Source organism: Acidobacteriota bacterium (assembly GCA_028875575.1).
Classification (GTDB): domain Bacteria; phylum Acidobacteriota; class Terriglobia; order Versatilivoradales; family Versatilivoraceae; genus Versatilivorator.
The window spans coordinates 62,258-80,512 of record JAPPDF010000009.1 but is presented as its reverse complement, the minus strand read 5'-3'; the positions used below and the strand labels follow the sequence as shown (position 1 = coordinate 80,512).

The following is an 18,255-nucleotide window of genomic DNA, read 5'->3' as shown; positions in this document are numbered from 1 at the left end:
TGGAGGGGGAGTCGGTGAGACAAGGGCTTCGCCCGCAGTCGAACCGGTGGGGGGGCGGAATCGGCGAGATCGCCAGATAGGAGCCTCCCCCCGCAGTCGAGCCGGTGGGGGGCCAACACCCGCCTGACCTACAAGGATCACTTACATGGGAGCCTATTGCAGAATTCGGGAGGGGGACGTTTACCGGAAATGGCCACAAAGGGCACAAAAACACAATTTGTGCCTTTTGTGCCGTTTGTGGTTAGACAGCATTTTTCACCGGTTCGCACTCAATATTGAAAAGGCAGAACCTCAGGTTTGCCGGCAAGATGAGCTGCCACGCTGCGAATTTTGCAAAAAGCTCATCGATGCACCGGATATACAGGATTCGGTCTTGGAAGTCCGGAGTCTTGTAGTGGTGGGCACGAGTGTATCCACAACGGATCATCGCCCGGCTCGGCTCGTCCTGCAACAACTTCCCGTCCTGTTAATCCTGTGCAACCTGTGCATCGATGTTTTTAGTTTCTTACTCATCAACCAGTTTATTGGTGTTCATTCGTGTCCATTCGTGGTTCGCCGTTTTCCTTTGTGGATAACCCCCACCATGCGTTTCAGCTTTGGGTGCGGCAGCCTCTCGTCCTGTTTATCCTGTTGATCCTGCGTATGCATGTTTCTATCCTTATTGCCTGCAGCCGTGACTGCGGCACAAATAAAGTTATGTTGAAAGCGCAACACCAGGAAGCGTGCGACAAGATGGTCGAATTCCCGAAGATGTTTCGCGTCCGGCAACACTTCGAGGGACCCGAACTGGCTGACCCCGCCGGAGCAGTCGAATCCGAGCTGGCCGGTCTCTCGCTGAGAGAACGGGTCAGGCCCGGCCAGTCGGTGGCCATTACCGCCGGAAGCCGGGGGATCGCCAACATCGGCCGGATCCTGCAGGCCGCGGTGCGACACTTCCGGCAGCTCGGCGCCGACCCCTTCATCGTCCCCGCCATGGGAAGCCACGGCGGCGGAACCGCCCAGGGACAGCGCAGGATCCTCGAGTCCTACGGGATCACCGAGGCCTTCTGCGGCTGCCCCATCCGATCCAGCATGGATACCGTGGTGGTCTGCCGGGCCGCCGAGGGCTTTCCCGTCCATTTCGACAAGCAGGCCTACCAGGCCGACCACGTGGTGGTCTGCAATCGGGTGAAGCCCCACACGCTCTTCACCGGCGAAGTCGAGAGCGGCCTCATGAAGATGATGCTGATCGGGCTGGGCAAGCACGACGGAGCCCGAGTCTACCATCGCGCCATCAAGGACCACAGCTTCGGACAGATCGTCGGAAGCGTTGCCCGGGAGGTCCTTTCGAAGTGCTCCATTCTGGCCGGGCTGGCCGTGGTGGAAAACAGCTACGGGCGAACCGCCAAAATCCAGGCCCTCCGGACCGAGGCTCTGCTGGAGGGAGAGAAGACGCTGCTCCGCCAGGCAAGGCGCTGGATGCCCCGACTTCCCTTCGACGCGGCAGACATTCTGCTGGTGGACGAGATCGGCAAGAACATCAGCGGTTCGGGGCTTGACCTGAACGTGGTGGGCCGCAAGCACCTGTGGCACAGGCCGGCCGAGAAGGAGGTCCCCAAGATCCGAGTGATCGCGATCAGGGACCTGAGCTCCCTGACCCACGGCAGCGCCGTCGGCATCGGGACGATCGAGTTCTGCCGCCGCCGAGCCCTGGAAAAGATGGACGTGGGCATGACCCGGGTCAATGCCCTGACCGGAGGGTTCACCATGGAAGCCATGATTCCCCTGGACTACCCCACCGATCGCGAAATGCTCCAGGTGATGCTGTCCCAGATCGGTCTCACCGAGCCTCCCGACGCCAGGCTGCTCTGGATTCGCAACACCATGGCCCTGTCCGAGATCGAATGTTCGGCCGCCTACCTCGAGGAAGCTTGCGCGCGCAAGGATCTTGCCATTCTCTGCGAACCCCGCCCTCTTCCCTTCAATGCCGAGGGAAACCTGGACGACAGCCACATGCAGGCCGGCGTCCGACTCCCGGCGGCGGCACAGTCCGGGTCATAGGCGGCGGGACGGGCAACTTTCAGGCACGCCCAAAACCGCTTGCCAAGTTCCCGAACCGCTCGGTAACATCCCTCCCACCGGCGGGAACCGAAGATCGCTCCTACCGGTGGCTCTCTGCAGCAATGGGCCTGTAGCTCAGCAGGATAGAGCAGCGGTTTCCTAAACCGAAGGTCGGGGGTTCGAATCCCTCCAGGCCTACCACCACCATTGCCAAATTAGTCCAATGCCTTCATTGGAAACGCGCAATGCCCTCGCATGAGCCCGTGACGGCGAAAGCTCCGCTACGCAATCTGGCGTCGGAACTTCGCACGGACATCGTGTCGGAGAGGGCCGTTCCGGCGCTGTCGGCCGGCATCACCTCGGGCCTCGGGCTGCTGGTGGCCCGGATCGCCTACGGGAGCCTCATATTCTCCGAGGCGCTGGCTTTATATTCCTCCCGGGGCGTCGGCCTGGTGTTGTTCGGAAACTTCGCCGCCTGCCCGGCGCTGGCTGGAGGAGCACGAGGAGCAGCCTGCATTCAAGCTGTATCGATACCTGCTCGCCGGACGCTTCGAGGCCGAGCCGGACGCCTCCCCGCCGGAACAGGAAGCGGGACCAGGGTCCGGTTCCCAATCGGATTCCCTTTCATGAAGAGATTCAAACCGCGTCACCGGGCCGGCGGGGCCAGTTCGATGGACGGCCGTTCCAGGGGTACGGCCGAGGCCTTGCCCTCGCGAATCCTGTAGAACCCGTCCAGTGAGAGATTGGATAGGGTCTGCGTCTTGCCGGTCACGGGCCAGTAGACTTCCACTGCCTTGATTCCGGTTGCCCGGCCCAGTCCGATTTCCTGCTGCAGGCTGGAGGCCCCGAAGCTCCCTCCGCTGGAAACGGTGGCGTGGATCTCCCTGTCTCCGTCCTCGGTCTCGACCGTCACCTTGATGCGCGCACCCAGGGCCATCCGGTTGGTCCTGACTCCTTCCAGGAGAAGAGTGATCCAGCGGTTGCCGTGCCCCGGATTGAGGAAGAGCAGGTTCTGGTAGACATCCCCGGCATACCACCCCCCCATCACCGTGTAGATGTCCTGGTCGCCATCGTTGTCGATATCCCCGAAGGAGACACCGTGGCCCTTCTGCAGATGGCCGAATCCCCCCGAGGTGGTGACGTTCTGGAAGACCTTCCCCTGGTGGTTGCGGAACATCTGATTGGGAATGAGCGTCCGCAGGTCGGGCTCTCCCGTGCCCAGGTAGCAGTCCGGGAATCCGTCGTTGTCCAGGTCCCCGAAATTGGCTCCCATGGTCAGCAGCGCCTGCTCAAGCCCCGCTTCCCGGGAGACATCCCGGAAGGTCCCGTCCCCGTTGTTGCGGAAGAGGCGTGAGAACTCGCCCCGGTGGGGCAGTCCCAGGAAGGCCTTGACCGCCTCCTCCAGCGAGCCCGAGAAATCGGGCTTGAGCGAATAGCCGGCCACGAACAGGTCCTGCCACCCGTCGTTGTCGTAGTCCCAGAACCAAGTGGCGAAGCTCTTGCGGGGTTCCCCGACCCCGGCCTGTCGGCTCACTTCCACGAATCTCCAGGGCGGCTTCCCTTCGGCGTCCTCCCCGGTGGAGGACCCGGGGCCGTCATTGCGATAGAGCAGGTTGCCGGCGTCCATGCGCGACAGGTAGAGGTCCGGGTCTCCGTCGTTGTCGTAATCCCCCCAGGCCGCCCCCTTGACATAGCCGGCCCGGGCCAGTCCCAGGGATGGGGCCAGGTTGGTGAAGGTTCCGTCCCCGTTGTTGCGATAGAGCTCGCAGGGATGAATGTGGCTGCCGGTGGATTCGTTGCCGATGAACAGGTCCAGCCGGCCGTCGTTGTCATAGTCGGCCCAGGCGGCTGCCTGTGTGGGGTGGTAGCTGAGCAGGCCTGCCGCCTCGGTGACATCCTCGAAGGTGCCGTCGCCGTTATTGCGCAGCAGGGAGTTGGGATGGTCCCCCAGGCCCTGCAGCCAGGCCCCCCGCAGTACCAGCACGTCCGGATAGCCGTCGTTGTCGTAGTCGGCCTGTGAGATGTTGAGGCCGCCGACCTGTCCTTCCAGGCCGGCGGCCCGGGTGCGGTCGCTGAAGGTGCCGTCGCCGTTGTTGCGAAAGTAGCGCAGCGGGTCCCGCATCCCCCAGGAGGAAGCCATGATGTCCAGGGAGCCGTCCCGGTCGAAGTCTTCCAGGATGCTGCCCCCGGACAGCGCCGTGACATCCACGCCCAGCCGGGGCGCGACTTCCCGGAAATGCCCGATATCGTAGTCGGAGGCCAGGATGTCCGCCGGGATGACCCATTGCGGGGCGACCTTGGCGGGGTGTTCCCCCAGGGTCATGTGGGCCAGGTTGAGCAGCCAGCGAAACCCCAGATGGCCGGGCTCCTCCGACAAAAGCTGGAGCAGGACAGGAATGGCCCCCCGGGAGCCCCGCTGCAGCCGATGCCGGCCGGATTCCCGCACGGGAAGAAAACAGGAGTGTTCTCCGTGGGCGGCGATGCAGTTCTCCTGCTCGCCCAGCCGCAGCCAGGAGACCGCCAGCAGGTCCCGGATCACGGTGGCGGTTTCCCGCGACAGTTGCCACGGCTGCCTCCCGACCCGGGCCTGCAGATCCGTCAACTCCTGGATGGCAGCCTGGCTCTGCCCGTTCCTCACAAGCTTCAGCGCCAACTGAAGCCGCAGGCCCATTTGCTGGCGGGGATCGTCGACGGCCTGCAGGCGCCGGCGCAGTTGCGCCACCGCCAGGGTGTTCATGGGGTGATCGGAAAAGAAGTCGGCGTTGCGGGCCAGTTGGGCCAGCCGTGAAGCCATGCGCCGGGTGCCGGGCCCGACCTCAGCCGCGAGATCGCCTTGAAGGCACGAGACGGCCACCAGGAAGCTCAGCAGGGCGGCGATCGGGAATCTCTCGGACATGGCGGGCTACTCCGCTTCCGGGCGGGTCCCGGGGGCAGTCGAGTACTGGGAGGCGCGACCCTCGGTGACCTGCAGGATTCGATTGGCGGGTATGTCCCTGAGGACTTCGTCTTTTCCGCTGGGCCAGCGGATCCGGATCTCCTCCACCCTGGCCACCTCCCCCAACCCGAAGTGGGCGCGCGGGTCGCCGGCCGACAGATAGCTTCCCCCGCCCGTGATCTGGTCGGTCTGCCGCCCCTCTGCCGTGGTGAGGGTCAAGCGGGTCCCGACGGCGTCGCGGCTGCTGTCGGTCCCGGTCAAGCGGAGCTGGATCCAGTTCTTGCGGGCCCCGACCCGGTTGATGAGCAGGGCCGGCTCTGCCCCGCAGTTGCTGACGAGGACGTCGATGTCGCCGTCATTGTCGATATCTCCCAGGGCCGCGCCCCGGCCTACCCGCGCCTGCCGGGATGACCATCGGTAGAAGGGCTCGTGCTCCAGGAATCTCCCTCCCCGGTTTTCGAACAACTGATCGGGCTGGGGGTGGGAGAGGTCGGGCTGGATCCGTTCGATGTTGTCCACCACGTGTCCGTTGACCACCAGCAGGTCCCGGTCCCCGTCGTTGTCGAAGTCCAGAAAGCCGGCGCCGAAACCCAGCAGGAAGCGGTCTTTCCGCGCCAGGCCCGACCTCCAGCGCTCGTCCCCGAACAGCCAGTTTCCCTGGTAGCGGTAGAGCGCGTTGGTCTCCAGGTCGTAGTTGGTCACGACAATGTCCAGGAGGCGGTCCCCATCGTAGTCGGCCGCATCCACCCCCATCCCTGCTTCGGCCTGGGCCTGGCTGTTGTAGCCGGTCCCAGAAAGAAGCGTCACGTCGGCAAAGGTCCCGTCCCCGTTATTCTTCAACAGGATGTTGCGCACGGAGTCGTTGGCCACGTAAAGGTCGACCCAGCCGTCCTGGTCGAAATCGGCCGCCACCACTCCCAGGCCCTTGCCCTCGGGGTTCAGAACGCCGCTGGACCGGCTGACGTCGCGGAACCGGCCATCGCCCAGGTTCCGGTAAAGACGGTCGGCCACCCCGGCATAGTGGCGCGGATGGCAATAGGCCCGAATCCCCTTCATCTCGCAGGGCGGATTGCGCTCGAAGCTCGCATCCAGATAGTTCACCACGTAAAGGTCGGGAGCTCCGTCCCGGTCGTAATCGAAGAAGGCGGCGCTGGTGCTCCATTCGGCGCCGGCAACGCCCGCCCGGGGGGTGACGTCGCTGAAGGTGCCGTCGCCGTCGTTGCGGTAGAGCCGGTTGGGACCGAAATTGGTGAGGTAGAGATCGGGGTCCCCGTCGTTGTCGTAGTCGCCCACGGCGACTCCCATGCCGTAATCGGCCGTCGGTTCCAGGCCGGCTTCAAGGGTCACCTCCTCCAGGCGCCCGCCGCCCAGGTTGCGATAGAGCGCGTGGGGTCTAGGCTCGAACGGCGGCGAGTCCGGCGTGCGGCCGCCGTTGATTAGCAGCACGTCCAGCCTGCCGTCGCCGTCGTAGTCCAGCAGCCCGCAACCCGATCCCATGGTCTCCACCAGGTGCTTCTGGGCCGAGGCGCCATTCTGGTGGCGAAAATCGATGCCCATCGTCCGGGTCCGGTCGCTGAAAGGCGCGGCCGGGTCCGCCGGAAGGGCATCGCCAGGGGGGGGCGGAGAACACAGGAAGGTCAGGACCGTGCCGGTCCGCAGGATAGTGGAGAGTGAGGAGTGGAGGGTGGGGAGTGATTTGATCGATGCGAGAAGCATGTCGCTGATCTCGGCGGAGTCTCTCAAAAAGGCACAGTCAAATCGTCAGGCGCTTGACTGTGCCCGGAACGCTTTACTCAACATTAGTCGTTATTCACTAACCACTTAGAGGCGTGGGCGCGGCAAGACAGGTGCGGCCGCCGCAGGCCGCTCGGAAACCCGGGGCGACCCACCCGACAGACCGGAATTCTAGCACGGCCAGTGCGCCGCAGCCTGGCGCCGCCCATTGAAAAAAAATCGGGTTGGGGTTAACCTTGCAAAGTTGAACGAAGCACCTGCCGCAGGAGGTGTTCTCCTGAGCAGCGGAAGGCGATTCTTGCCGTAGAGGATGCACCTTCAAATTCGCAGTTCACCCCGCGCACAACCCTTTCCATGGCCCCCTGGACAGCCCGGCGCGAGCCCGCATTTCTCACCGGTGGATGCGGAGATGACGTCCGGAGCGCCGGTGGAGCAACCTGAGATGGGTTTCGGAACCGGCGCCGTGAACCGGAATTTGGTGTCGCCGTCATGACAGAAGCCGACTCCCCACCCATGATCGAGGCCCAGGGGTTGAGCAAGATCTTTGGGACCTTTGCCGCGCTGCAGGACGTCTCCTTCTCGATTCCCCGCGGACAGGTGGCCGCCTTCCTGGGCCCCAACGGGGCCGGCAAGTCGACCACGCTGCGGATCCTGACCGGCTATCTCACACCCACCGCCGGCGTTGCCCGCATTGCGGGGCGGGATGTCTCGCGCTACCGCATCGAAGCGGCAGCCCGGATCGGGTATCTTCCGGAAAACGGTCCTCTCTATCCGGAGATGACTCCTCTGGAGCTGCTGCGGTTCTTCGGCGAGGCCCGGGGGCTGACGCGGGATCGGCTCGACGCGCGCATCGAGGCCGTGGTTGAGCAATGCCGCCTGGAAGCCGTCCTGGAAAAGAGCGTCTACAAGCTCTCCAAGGGCTATCGCCAGCGCCTGGGAATGGCCCAGGTCCTGCTCCACGAGCCCGACATCCTCATCATGGACGAGCCCACCAGCGGCCTGGATCCCAACCAGATCCGCGAGGTTCGGGAGTTGATCCGGCACTTGGGCAAAACCAGGACGGTGCTGCTTTCGACCCACATCCTCCAGGAAGTGGAAGCCGTGGCCGACCACGTCATTCTCATTCACGAGGGCCGAATCGTCTTTGACGGCACGCCCGGGGAGATGGCGGCCGGGACCAGCCTGGCCGAGGCCTTTTACCGCCTGACGGGCAGGAACGGCAGGGAGGCGCCCGAACCGGAAGTCTCCGCTGCAAGTCCGCATGGTCCGACCCCCTCGGAGGAAACGGTCCGGGGCGCCGTGCCCGAACCGGATCCGGAGACAAGGGAGACGCAAGCGTGAAGAGTCATTGGCAGCTTGCCAGGGTCGTCTGCAAGCGGGAACTGACCGGCTATTTCAGCAGCCCTACCGGTTACGTCTTCATTACCCTCTTCGTCTTCCTGAGCGCCCTGGCGGCCTTCTGGCAGGACGGGTTCTTCGCCGCCAACCTGGCCAATCTGGACCAGCTCAACCGCGTCTTCCCCTACCTTCTGGTCTTTCTGATTCCCTCCATCACCATGAACATCTGGGCCGAGGAGAAGCGCAACGGAACCGACGAGCTGCTGCTGACCCTTCCGGCCACCGACTTCGGCATCGTGCTGGGCAAATATCTGGCTGCCGCCGGCATCTACACCGTGGCCCTCTTCTTTTCCCTGACCCACGTGCTGGTGCTGGGATGGCTGGGCAACCCGGACCCCGGCCTGATGGCCGCCACCTACCTGGGCTACTGGCTCATGGGAGTGGCGCTGCTGGCTCTGGGAATGGTCGGGTCCCTCTTGACCGACAACATCACCGTGGCCTTCATCCTGGGCGCCCTGCTCTGCGCCGTTCCCGTCTTCATCGACCATGCAGGCACCGTCCTGACCGGGGGCGCCGAACGGCTGGTGGCCGGTTTCTCCTTCAACCACCAATTCCAGGACCTGGCCTCGGGAGTGGTCTCCCTTTCCTCGGTGGTCTACTTCCTCGCCTTTGCGGCCGCCATGGTCTATCTCAACGTGGAGCTGCTGGGACGGCGCCACTGGCCCACCGGCCGACAGGCCCCGGCCATGGGCGCCCACCTGCTGGTGCGGGGGCTGGCTCTGGTGGTCGGCCTGGCCGGACTGACGCTGGTGCTGGACCGCCTGGGAGGACGGGTTGACCTCACTGCCGAACGGATCCATTCGCTCTCGCCCGACACGCGAGCGCTGATCGAGGGGCTGGATCCGGGCCGGCCGGTCTTCATTCAGGCTTACCTGAGCCCGGAGGTGCCCCGCAGCTACCTTCCCACTCGAAACAACCTGATCAATCTGCTCCGGGAGTTGTCTGCCCTCGGCGGTAACCGCCTGCAGACCCGGATCGTGGAGACCGAAAGGTACACGCCGCAGGCCCGTGAAGCCCAGGAGCGTTTCGACATCCGACCGCGGCAGGTGCCCGCGTCCCGGCGGAGCTCGGGAACACCCGACGAGATCTTCCTGGGCATCGCCTTCAACTGCGGCCCCGAGGAATTCGTCGTCCCCTTCCTGGATCCCGGATTGCCGGTGGAATACGAGCTGATGCGCTCCATTCGGGTGGTGTCGCGGGCGGAACGCAGAAGGGTCGGCATCCTGGAGACGGGAGCCAAACTCTTCGGCGGATTCGACTTCCAGTCCCGCCAGCATTCCACCGACTGGGCCATCGTGGCCGAGTTGCGAAAACAGTACCAGGTGGAAAGGGTGCAGCCCGGCCAGGACTACCCGAAGAACCTGGACGCCCTGATGGTGGTGTTGCCCAACACCCTGGAGCAGGACCAGGTAGGCCGGCTGACCGATTACGTCAAGGAGGGAAATCCGACCCTGATCCTGGTGGATCCCCTGCCGGCATTCAATCCCGAGCTCTCGGCGCAACCGATGCCTCAGGGGCCCTTTCGCCAGGGCCCACCGCCCAGGAAGCCGGCTGACCTCCAGCCGCTGATGGAGATGCTGGGAGTGGACTGGGACCCGGGCCGCATTGCCTGGGACAAGTACAATCCCCATCCGCAATTCCGCTCCCTTCCCCCGGAAGTCATCTTTCTGGGCGTCGCCGGGGGCGAGAACCCTCCCTTCAATCCGGACGAAGCCATCACTTCCGGGCTTCAGGAACTGGTTGCGATCTACCCTGGCTCGATCAAGCTCGCGGCCGGCAGCCGCACCACGCTGACCCCACTGCTTCAAACCGGCGCCGATTCCGGACTTACCGACTGGAATCGGCTGATGCAACGCTCACTGTTCGGGTTTCAGATGGCCGCCAATCTCCCCCACGAACCCGATCCCGACCGCTACACCCTGGCCGCCCGCCTGACCGGAATAGCTCCGGACCAGCCGGTTCGGGCCATCCTGATCACCGATGTCGACCTGATGGGGGAGCAGTTCTTTTCCATCCGGCGCCAAGGCATTGAAACCCTGCAGTTCGACAACGTGACCTTCCTGCTGAACGCCGTGGACCAACTGGTGGGCGATGAGTCCTTCATCGCCCTGCGCAAGCGCCGCAGGCGGCATCGCACCCTGGAGGCCGTGGAATCTCGAACCAGGGTGTACGAGGAGCGGCGCCTGGACGAGACCCGGCAGGCCGAGGCCACGGCGGCCCAGCGTCTGCAGGAGGCCCAAGCCAGGCTGGATCGGGCGGTAGAGGCGCTGCGCCAGCGGCGGGACCTGGACGAACAGACCAAGCGCATCATGATCGCCAACCAGGAAAAGGCCGAGAACCGTCGCCTGGCCGTGGCCCGGACCAACATCGAAGAGGAAAAGCAGCGGCTGATCGGCAAGAGCCGCGCCGACATGGAGTCTTCCATCCGGGACATCCAGAACGCCATCAAGTTCCTGGCAGCGGCCCTGCCGCCGGTTCCAGCCTTTGCGCTCTTCCTGGTGGTGTCGGTGCGCAGGCTGCGCCGGGAAAAGATCGGCGTGGGGGCCGACCGCCTGGTGGAATAGGCAACGTCCGATGGAACCGAAAGGCAATTCTCACCCCGAGGTAGAACAGCCATGACCGAATGGTTGAGAACCGGAATTTTCTGCGTGCTGGCCGTGGCCATTTCCACGGCCGCGGTGCTGGTCGATCCCGGCCGAAGAACTTCCGGGATCTTTGACGATCAGGGGGAGCCTTTCTATCCGGAGTTTGCCGATCCCCAGGCCCCCAAGACCATCGAGGTCATCGACTACGACGAATCCACCGCCACCGCCAGCCCCCTGAAGGTGGAGTTCAAGGACAACAAGTGGGGCATCCCCTCCCACCACGACTATCCGGCCGATGCCGAAAACCGCCTGGCCGACACGGCCGCGGCGCTCATGGCCCTCAGGAAGGACATCGTGGTATCCGAACGCATCGAGGATCACGGCCGCTATGGAGTGATCGACCCACTGGACGACCGAACCGCCAGTCTGGCCGGCCGCGGGAAACGAGTGACCCTCAAGGACGAAAACGATCGGGTTCTGGCCGACTTCGTGATCGGCAAGCCGGCCGAGGGCAGATCCGGCTACCGCTACATGAGGGTCCCCGCCCGGCGGCGGACCTATTCGGTCAAGACCGACGCCCGGGTGTCTTCCAGGTTCGAGGACTGGATCGAGACGGATCTGCTCAAGCTGAACGCCGGAGACATCCGCAAGGTCACCATCAACAGCTACTCCATCAACGAGCGGCTGGGAAGGCTGGAGAATACCGAGCGCACGGTACTCACCAAGCGGAAAGACCGCTGGCGGATGGGCCGCCGCAGGCTGCGGGGCAAGAAGATCGATGCCCTGACCGAGGCGCTGGACAATCTGCGCATCGTCGATGTCCAGCCCAAGCCCGAGAATCTGACCCGGGACCTCAAGACCCCCGAAGGCATACGGCTGTCCATGGAGTCGGTCCTCTCCCTGCGTGGCAAGGGCTTTTTCATCACTCCTTTGGGCCAGCTCCTTTCCAATGAGGGAGAGATCCTGGTGGAAACGGCCAACGGGATCCAATACACGCTACGCTTCGGCGAGGTGGCGCCCGGCGGAACAGGTGCCCCGGCGGCGTCTTCCGAGAAGGAAGGAGCGCAGGCGTCCCAGGCCGACGGGACGGATGAGCGCCGCTATCTGTTTATCACCGTCGACTACAGCGCCGCTCGGGCCCGAAGGTACGCCGACGGGGAAACTCCCGGCGAGGAGGGCCGGACCCTGGAGCGCGAGCTGCGTCATCGCTTTGCCGACTGGTACTACATCATCTCGGGCGCGGACTTCGGCAATCTGCGGCCCAGCCGCCGGGAACTTACTCGCGGGTAGCCGTTCCGCCGGAGTTGGGAGCCGCCGGCCCCATTGGAACGGGGTCTCCCAAATGGGATAGACTTTATGGAGACCATGAGTGAAAAAAAGCAGGTCTACAAGATTTCGTTTCTGAACGAGGGCAAGGTCTACGAGATCTACGCCAATCGGGTGAGCCAGGGCGGACTGTTCGGCTTCGTGGAAGTCGAACAGCTGCTTTTCGATCAGAAAACCTCCGTGGTTGTCGATCCCTCCGAGGAAACGCTGCGCACCGTATTCGAGGGGGTGCGGCGGACCTATATCCCTCTCCACTCGGTGATCCGCATCGACGAAGTGGAGAAAAGAGGCACCGGCAAAATTCACGAACTGCCCGACCGGGAGGGGAAAATTCATCCGATGCCCACCACCATCTACACACCGGTCAAGAAGGATTCCTGAGCGTAGCCAAGTAGGCCTTCATTCCTTACCACAGGCGTGCGCGCCCGAATACCCGCCGCCGCATCAGCCTTTGCCCGGCGGCCCGGCTTCTGCGTGCGAGACAAGGGCGCGGCCCGCAGTCGAGCCGGTGGCGGGCAAACGCGGCGTTGCGTGAGTGAAGTTCAGCGGTCCGTGGGCGGTGTTGTTATGCAATGCCTGTGCGTTCCGGGGGGCGCCCGTAATTCGCCGCCGACGCGACGACAGCGGGTACACGTGGCGGGGGGCGGCGTTTCTTTGGGGAAGCAATGCGTTTCCGAACGGGAGCTTCCTGTTCGCCGCATTCGCGGCTAGGTTGGCGCAGAACCCACACGACCCCGGGCTGCCGCCCGGGGCCACCCTGAGCCGCAGCTACGCAGCTCTATAAGGATGGCCCGTAGGTGCGTCTCGCCGGGTAACCCACGTCAACCGCAGCTTCGCAGCTCTCCCCGAACTCGCAATGCTGCAAGGGGAAACGTGCTTGTTTTTTGGAATATTTCCCCGGGCGTCAGTTCGGAGATTCCAGTCGAGCTGTAGGCGTCGGCCCATTGGACAACGTCGCCTACTCTCGCCCGGGAATCAGGCAAGGAGGTTGTTGCAGGCCTTTTGCGAGTCCCCCTCCTGGGGAGAGTGATAGCAGGGGCTTTTAAAGGATGTATTGCGAAATCGGGGGGCAGACGCTCGAAGATAATCAGTTGAAAAATCCTATCCGCTGGCAGTGTTGTGGGTTAAGGGGGAGCTGCGAAGCTGCGGTTGGCGTGGGTTGCCCGGCAAGACGCCACCTACGAGCCATCCTTACAGAGCAGCGTAGCTGCGGCCTAGGGTAGCCCCGGGTGGAAACCCGGGGTCGTTGGAATTCCGCGCAAACCCAGCCGCGAATGCGGCGCATTAAGAGCTGCGTTTCCGAACCCACAGCCACCCAGGGGCTCCGCCCGCAGTCGAACCGGTGGGGACCGACACGGTGTCCCGAAGCCCGTTCCAGCGGCGGTATTTGAATTCTCTGTTGCAACCACTTTCGAGTGGTCATTTGGTTGACAGGCGCGGGCCGGATGGAATAGGGTTTAGAGTGTATTTGTATATCTACAAGAGTAGCAAGGAGTAGTGTCGATGAAATGGCGCGCGGTTGCGGTTTCACTGGGGTCGGTTCTGGCCATTTTGGCCGGTAGCCATATCCTGGGAGAGTCCCCTGTCGATTTTGAGAGAGACGTACAGCCCGTTCTGCAGGAAAAGTGTCTCGCCTGTCACACCGCCGCCGCGGCCCAGAGCGGTCTGGTCATGGAATCGATCGAGGCCATGCTCACGGGGGGCGAGAAATCCGGCCCCTCGATCCTGGCCGGAAACAGCGCCGGGAGTCCCCTGGTCCAGCATCTCCGGGGAGAACTGGAGCCCCGGATGCCGGTGGGAGGCGACCCGCTCCCGGAAGCCCAGATCGCCCTGATCGCCAAGTGGATCGACCAGATGGCGCCTCCGGCAGATCAGGCCGGGGCCGGCCAAATCGCTTCCTCCCAGGATTTCGAAACCCACGTCAAGCCGCTGCTGGAGCAGAACTGCGAAGCCTGCCACGGCACCCAGACCCACCAAAGCGGGTTGGTGGTGGAGACGGTCACAGCTCTTTTGAAGGGCGGCGCCATCCAGGGACCGGCCATCGTTGCCGGCAACAGTGAGGAAAGCCCGCTGATACAGCGCCTGCGCGGCACTCGCTCCCCTCGGATGCCCATGAACGGGCAACCCCTTTCCGAGGAGCAGATCGGTCACATCGCCCGTTGGATCGATCAGTTGGATCCTGCCCTGGTGGCCGAGGCTGCAGAGGATTCCACCAAGACGAGGTGGCCCTGGACTCCCGTCATCCAACCCGAGGTCCCCGCGGTCAGAAACAAGGAATGGGTGAGAAACCCGATCGATGCCTTCATGCTGGCCAAGCTGGAAAAACAGCAACTGGAACCGGCCGGAGCGGTTTCTCCGCGCGGGTTGCTGCGGCGCCTCTACTTCGGTCTGATCGGTCTTCCCCCGACGCCCGAAGTCATGGAGCGATTCCTGGCCGAGCCTTCTCCTGAGGCCTACAGGCAGGAGGTGGAGAAGCTGCTGGCCGATTCCCGCTACGGGGAACACTGGGGCCGGCACTGGCTGGACTTGGCGCGCTATTCCGACACCCGCGGCGGCGCCATCGACGACCCCCAACCCCATCTGTGGCGATACCGCGACTACGTCATCCGGGCCTTCAACCAGGACCGTCCCTACGACCGCTTCATCAAGGAGCAACTGGCGGGAGACGCCTTCCGGGCCTTCGGGGACGAGGGCAAGCTGGGACTGGGCTTTCTCGGTTTATGGGTCAAGGTTGAAGCCTCGGGGGAGCAGGGGCGGCGAAATTACATGACAGACGTGGTCAACACCACCAGTTCCGTATTCATGGGACTGACCCTGGGATGCGCCCAGTGCCATGACCACAAGTACGACCCGCTTCCTCAAGCCGATTACTTCCGGATCGAAGCCTTCTTTTCGCCGATAAATTTCGATAAACAGGATATGGCATTCCACCAGTACGAAATGCCGCTGCAGGACCCGGAGCGCTGGGAAGCCCGCAAGAAGGCCTGGAAGGATCACCTAGAAAAGATCAAGAAGAACGCCAAGGCCTTCAAAAAGGAGATTTCCGACCGGCAAATCGAGCACCAGTTGCTGGTCAACCCCCAGGACCTCAAGGACTGGGCCCATGCCGACCAGAAGAAGATCCCCTTCCCCAAGGACACTTTGCGCACCGCTGAAGAGAAGGAACGGTCACGCAGGATCGAACTCATGACCGGCCGCTTCGCCAACCCCAACGTCGACGGCTACTACGACCCCAAGGCCTACATAGTGAGGGATTCGTCCCTCCAGCACAACGTCGCCACCTACGTGCTGACCGGGGGCAACTGGAGACTGCGGGCCGAGCAGGTGCAGCCCGGATTCCTGAGCGCCATTACGGGCAACTCCGACCCGGTCGACATGGACGGCCTGGTGGGCAGCCGCCGGCAACTGCTGGCCAAGTGGATCGCCAGCCGGGAAAATCCCCTGACGGCCCGGGTGATGGTCAACCGCATCTGGCAATACCACTTCGGCAAGGGCCTGGTGGCCACCCCCAGCGATTTCGGCTCCAACGGCAGCGGAACCGTCCACCAGGACCTGGTCGACTGGCTGGCCTGGGAGTTCATGGAGAGCGGATGGAGCATCAAGGAGATCCACCGGCTGATCCTGGACTCGAACGTCTATGCGCTATCGATGGTTCATGACCGGTCCGAGGAATACGAAAAAGTGGACCCCAATAACCGCTACCTGTGGGTCCGAGACCCATTCCGCATCCCCGCGGAATCGCTGCGCGACACCATCCTGGCGGTCAGCGGCAAGCTGGAGCCGGCCATGGGCGGACCGCCCTTCTTCCCGGAGGAAAACCTGGAGCAGATGGCCCGGGCCGGAACCTGGTGGATATCCTCCGGCCAGCAGGAGGTCAACCGGCGCACCGTCTACATGATCCAGAGCCGCTCCTACCCGATCCCATTGATCAAGGTCTTCGACGGACCCAACCTGGACGAGAGCTGCGTGGTCCGGGGAAACACCACCGTGACGCCCCAGGTCTTTTCGCTGTTCAACGGCAAATTCCCCCACCGGCAGAGCCAGGCCATGGCGGAGCGCATTCGCTCCGAGGTGGGGCCGGACCCGCTCAAGCAGGTGGTCCGGGCCTTTCAACTGGCTTTCCAGCGGGATCCCTCACCAGCGGAAAAGACCCGGAGTCTGGCCTTCCTGACGGGATCCGGCGCGGCGCCCGAACAGGGGGAGCACCTCTCATTGAAACAGGTCTCCCTGGTTCAGAATGGCGAGCCCAGGCACAACGACAGGGGCCCGGGAGAGACAGGCTCGCTTGCGGACCTCTGTCTCATCCTTATCAACATGAACGAATTCGTCTACCTGGAGTAGGGGCGATTACCGCCAAGAGGAACGTATACATCCAACCTCGGAAGGAAGATCACAAGGAGTAACAGTCATCATGAGCAAGGGAGAGTTCGAATTCTGTAACCAAGTCGAGCAGTTCGACCCAAGGCTCGGTGAGATCGGCCGGAGAGATTTTGTCTACCGCTTCGGCAAGGGACTGGGAAGCCTGGCCCTCTCCTCGCTGCTCTTCAGCGACGGCCGGCTGGGTGCCGCCGCCCGGTCCGAGAACCCCCTGCTCCCCAAGAAACCCCACTTCACACCCAAGGCCAAGTCCTGCATCTTCATGTTCATGCAGGGAGCTCCCAGCCAGATGGACACCTTCGATCCCAAGCCCAAGCTGAACGAGCTCCACGGGAAACCCATCCTCCGCAAATATGGGAGCCTGGAAAAGCGGATGTACGTGGGCAGCCCCTTCACCTTCAAACGGCACGGGCAATCGGGCGTGGAGATGTCCGACATGTTCAACGAGCTGGGGACTTGCGCCGATGACATTGCGGTGGTGCGGGCCATGCACACCAGCTCGGAAGCCCATACCACGGCCACTTTCTTCATGAACACGGGCGTCACCATCCCGGGGAGTCCCTCGGTGGGGGCCTGGACCGTCTTCGGATTGGGAACCGAGAATCAGAACCTGCCGGCCTTCGTGGTGCTGCCCGACACCCGGACCCGGATTTTCGGCGGTCCCATCAACTGGGCCAACGGCTACCTGCCGGCGGCCACCCAGGGAACGCTGCTCAACTCGGAAGGGGACCCCATTGTCGACCTGAGCCCTCCGGCGGGCGTCACCACCCGGCGCCAGGAAAAGAACCTGGAGCTGCTGAACCAGCTCAATTCTCCCTACCTGGACGTCCATCCCAGGAACCCCAACCTTCTGGCCCGCATGAGGAACTACGAGCTGGCCTTCCGCATGCAGGCAGCGGTTCCCGAGAGCCTGGACCTGAACAGCGAGCCCCGGAAGATTCGGGAAATGTACGGCCTCGACAACAAGATCACCGAGCCCATGGCGCGCAAGTGCCTGATGGCCCGGCGCCTGGTGGAGCGCGGCGTGCGCTTCGTGCAGATCTACTGCGGCGGCTGGGATTCCCACGAGAACATCGCGGGAGAGCACAAGAAGCGGGGAATGGAGACCGACAGGCCCATCGCCGCCCTGCTCAAGGACCTCAAGCAGCGGGGCCTGTTCGACCAGACCCTGGTGGTCTGGGGAGGCGAATTCGGAAGGACCGCCGACAACACCATGGACTTCTTCCGAACCGGTCCCGGGCGCGACCACAACAAGAACGCCATGGTGATGTGGCTGGCCGGAGCCGGCATCAAGGGCGGGACGGTGGTGGGCGAAACCGACGAGCTGGGGATCAAGTGCGTCGAGGACGTCTACCACACCCACGACCTGCACGCCACCATGCTGGGGCTCATGGGCCTGGACGACATGCGCCTAACCTACTACCACTCCGGAAGATTCAAACGCCTGACCGACCTGGGCGGCAAGCAGATCAAGGAGGTTTTGGCTTAAGCCACTCCACCCGGAAGATCGTATCAATACAAAGGCCAGTCACGTTTTTGACTGGCCTTTTTCTTTGTTCTCTGCAGCCTGATCTTCACACTGAGCCTGACTGGCGAATAACGGCCGTCACGCGGTCCCGCTGCCGCCCGTCCGGGTGATCAGCTCCCGAAGGGCAGTCATGGTTTCGGTGTGTCGCCGGATGCTATCCCGCTCCTGTCGCTGCATGAGGTCAGACTGAAGCTTTGATCGGCTGTCGTTAGCCTGCACCATGCGAGAGATCCCGTAGTAGACAATGCCGATCTGTCCAACGCCTATGAGGATTGATGCTATTTCAAATGCGGTCATTTGAGTGTCTCCAATTAAATGATAAAGGAAGCGAG

General features: G+C 63.4%; 10 protein-coding genes and 1 tRNA gene. 8 read left to right on the top strand and 3 right to left on the bottom strand.

What is annotated here, in order from left to right; translation table 11 throughout:
• The first annotated feature begins 732 nt into the window (after window positions 1-732).
• Both OXI69_01730 and OXI69_01725 read left to right on the top strand, forming a co-directional pair.
• A complete protein-coding gene (locus OXI69_01730; GenBank protein MDE2664852.1) occupies window positions 733-2,040 on the top strand; it encodes a lactate racemase domain-containing protein in 1,308 nt (435 codons plus the stop codon).
• 124 nt (window positions 2,041-2,164) lie between these two features.
• Window positions 2,165-2,241: transfer RNA gene (locus OXI69_01725), tRNA-Arg, on the top strand.
• 445 nt (window positions 2,242-2,686) lie between these two features.
• On the opposite strand, the gene OXI69_01720 is transcribed toward OXI69_01725, so the two are convergent.
• Window positions 2,687-4,936, bottom strand: a complete 2,250-nt coding sequence (locus OXI69_01720) for a CRTAC1 family protein (GenBank protein ID MDE2664851.1) — start codon at window positions 4,934-4,936, stop codon at window positions 2,687-2,689.
• A gap of 6 nt (window positions 4,937-4,942) precedes the next feature.
• The gene (locus tag OXI69_01715) at window positions 4,943-6,691 is read right to left on the bottom strand and encodes a CRTAC1 family protein (GenBank protein ID MDE2664850.1); all 1,749 of its coding nucleotides are present in this window, start codon (window positions 6,689-6,691) and stop codon (window positions 4,943-4,945) included.
• Between the two features lie 507 nt (window positions 6,692-7,198).
• On the opposite strand from OXI69_01715, the gene OXI69_01710 reads away from it, so the two are divergent.
• From OXI69_01710 to OXI69_01685, 6 genes are all read left to right on the top strand, one after another.
• Window positions 7,199-8,050 (top strand): ABC transporter ATP-binding protein, encoded by an 852-nt coding sequence (locus OXI69_01710; GenBank protein MDE2664849.1) that lies wholly within the window; start codon window positions 7,199-7,201, stop codon window positions 8,048-8,050.
• Complete coding sequence (locus tag OXI69_01705; GenBank protein MDE2664848.1) at window positions 8,047-10,671, top strand: Gldg family protein; 2,625 nt, start codon at window positions 8,047-8,049, stop codon at window positions 10,669-10,671. The genes OXI69_01710 and OXI69_01705 overlap by 4 nt, the downstream gene beginning before the upstream one ends.
• Before the next feature lie 51 nt (window positions 10,672-10,722).
• Complete coding sequence (locus OXI69_01700; protein ID MDE2664847.1) at window positions 10,723-11,982, top strand: DUF4340 domain-containing protein; 1,260 nt, start codon at window positions 10,723-10,725, stop codon at window positions 11,980-11,982.
• Between the two features lie 75 nt (window positions 11,983-12,057).
• On the top strand, window positions 12,058-12,399 hold the full coding sequence (locus OXI69_01695) for a DUF1820 family protein (protein ID MDE2664846.1): 342 nt from the start codon (window positions 12,058-12,060) through the stop codon (window positions 12,397-12,399).
• A 1,122-nt stretch (window positions 12,400-13,521) separates the two neighbouring features.
• The gene (locus OXI69_01690) at window positions 13,522-16,359 is read left to right on the top strand and encodes a PSD1 and planctomycete cytochrome C domain-containing protein (GenBank protein ID MDE2664845.1); all 2,838 of its coding nucleotides are present in this window, start codon (window positions 13,522-13,524) and stop codon (window positions 16,357-16,359) included.
• A gap of 70 nt (window positions 16,360-16,429) precedes the next feature.
• Window positions 16,430-17,884 carry a DUF1501 domain-containing protein gene (locus tag OXI69_01685; GenBank protein MDE2664844.1) on the top strand — a complete coding sequence of 485 codons (1,455 nt, stop codon included), beginning with the start codon at window positions 16,430-16,432 and terminating at the stop codon, window positions 17,882-17,884.
• A 117-nt stretch (window positions 17,885-18,001) separates the two neighbouring features.
• Here OXI69_01685 and OXI69_01680 read toward each other — a convergent pair whose 3' ends face one another.
• A complete protein-coding gene (locus OXI69_01680) occupies window positions 18,002-18,220 on the bottom strand; it encodes a hypothetical protein (protein ID MDE2664843.1) in 219 nt (72 codons plus the stop codon).
• Window positions 18,221-18,255: the final 35 nt, after the last annotated feature.

Excerpts from the sequence above, each read along its gene's own strand:
- OXI69_01730 (MDE2664852.1), top strand. The coding sequence starts at position 733 with ATGGTCGAATTCCCGAAGATGTTTCGCGTCCGGCAACACTTCGAGGGA.
- OXI69_01720 (MDE2664851.1), bottom strand. The coding sequence starts at position 4,936 with ATGTCCGAGAGATTCCCGATCGCCGCCCTGCTGAGCTTCCTGGTGGCC.
- OXI69_01715 (MDE2664850.1), bottom strand. The coding sequence starts at position 6,691 with ATGCTTCTCGCATCGATCAAATCACTCCCCACCCTCCACTCCTCACTC.
- OXI69_01710 (MDE2664849.1), top strand. The coding sequence starts at position 7,199 with ATGACAGAAGCCGACTCCCCACCCATGATCGAGGCCCAGGGGTTGAGC.
- OXI69_01700 (MDE2664847.1), top strand. The coding sequence starts at position 10,723 with ATGACCGAATGGTTGAGAACCGGAATTTTCTGCGTGCTGGCCGTGGCC.
- OXI69_01695 (MDE2664846.1), top strand. The coding sequence starts at position 12,058 with ATGAGTGAAAAAAAGCAGGTCTACAAGATTTCGTTTCTGAACGAGGGC.
- OXI69_01690 (MDE2664845.1), top strand. The coding sequence starts at position 13,522 with ATGAAATGGCGCGCGGTTGCGGTTTCACTGGGGTCGGTTCTGGCCATT.
- OXI69_01685 (MDE2664844.1), top strand. The coding sequence starts at position 16,430 with ATGAGCAAGGGAGAGTTCGAATTCTGTAACCAAGTCGAGCAGTTCGAC.
- OXI69_01680 (MDE2664843.1), bottom strand. The coding sequence starts at position 18,220 with ATGACCGCATTTGAAATAGCATCAATCCTCATAGGCGTTGGACAGATC.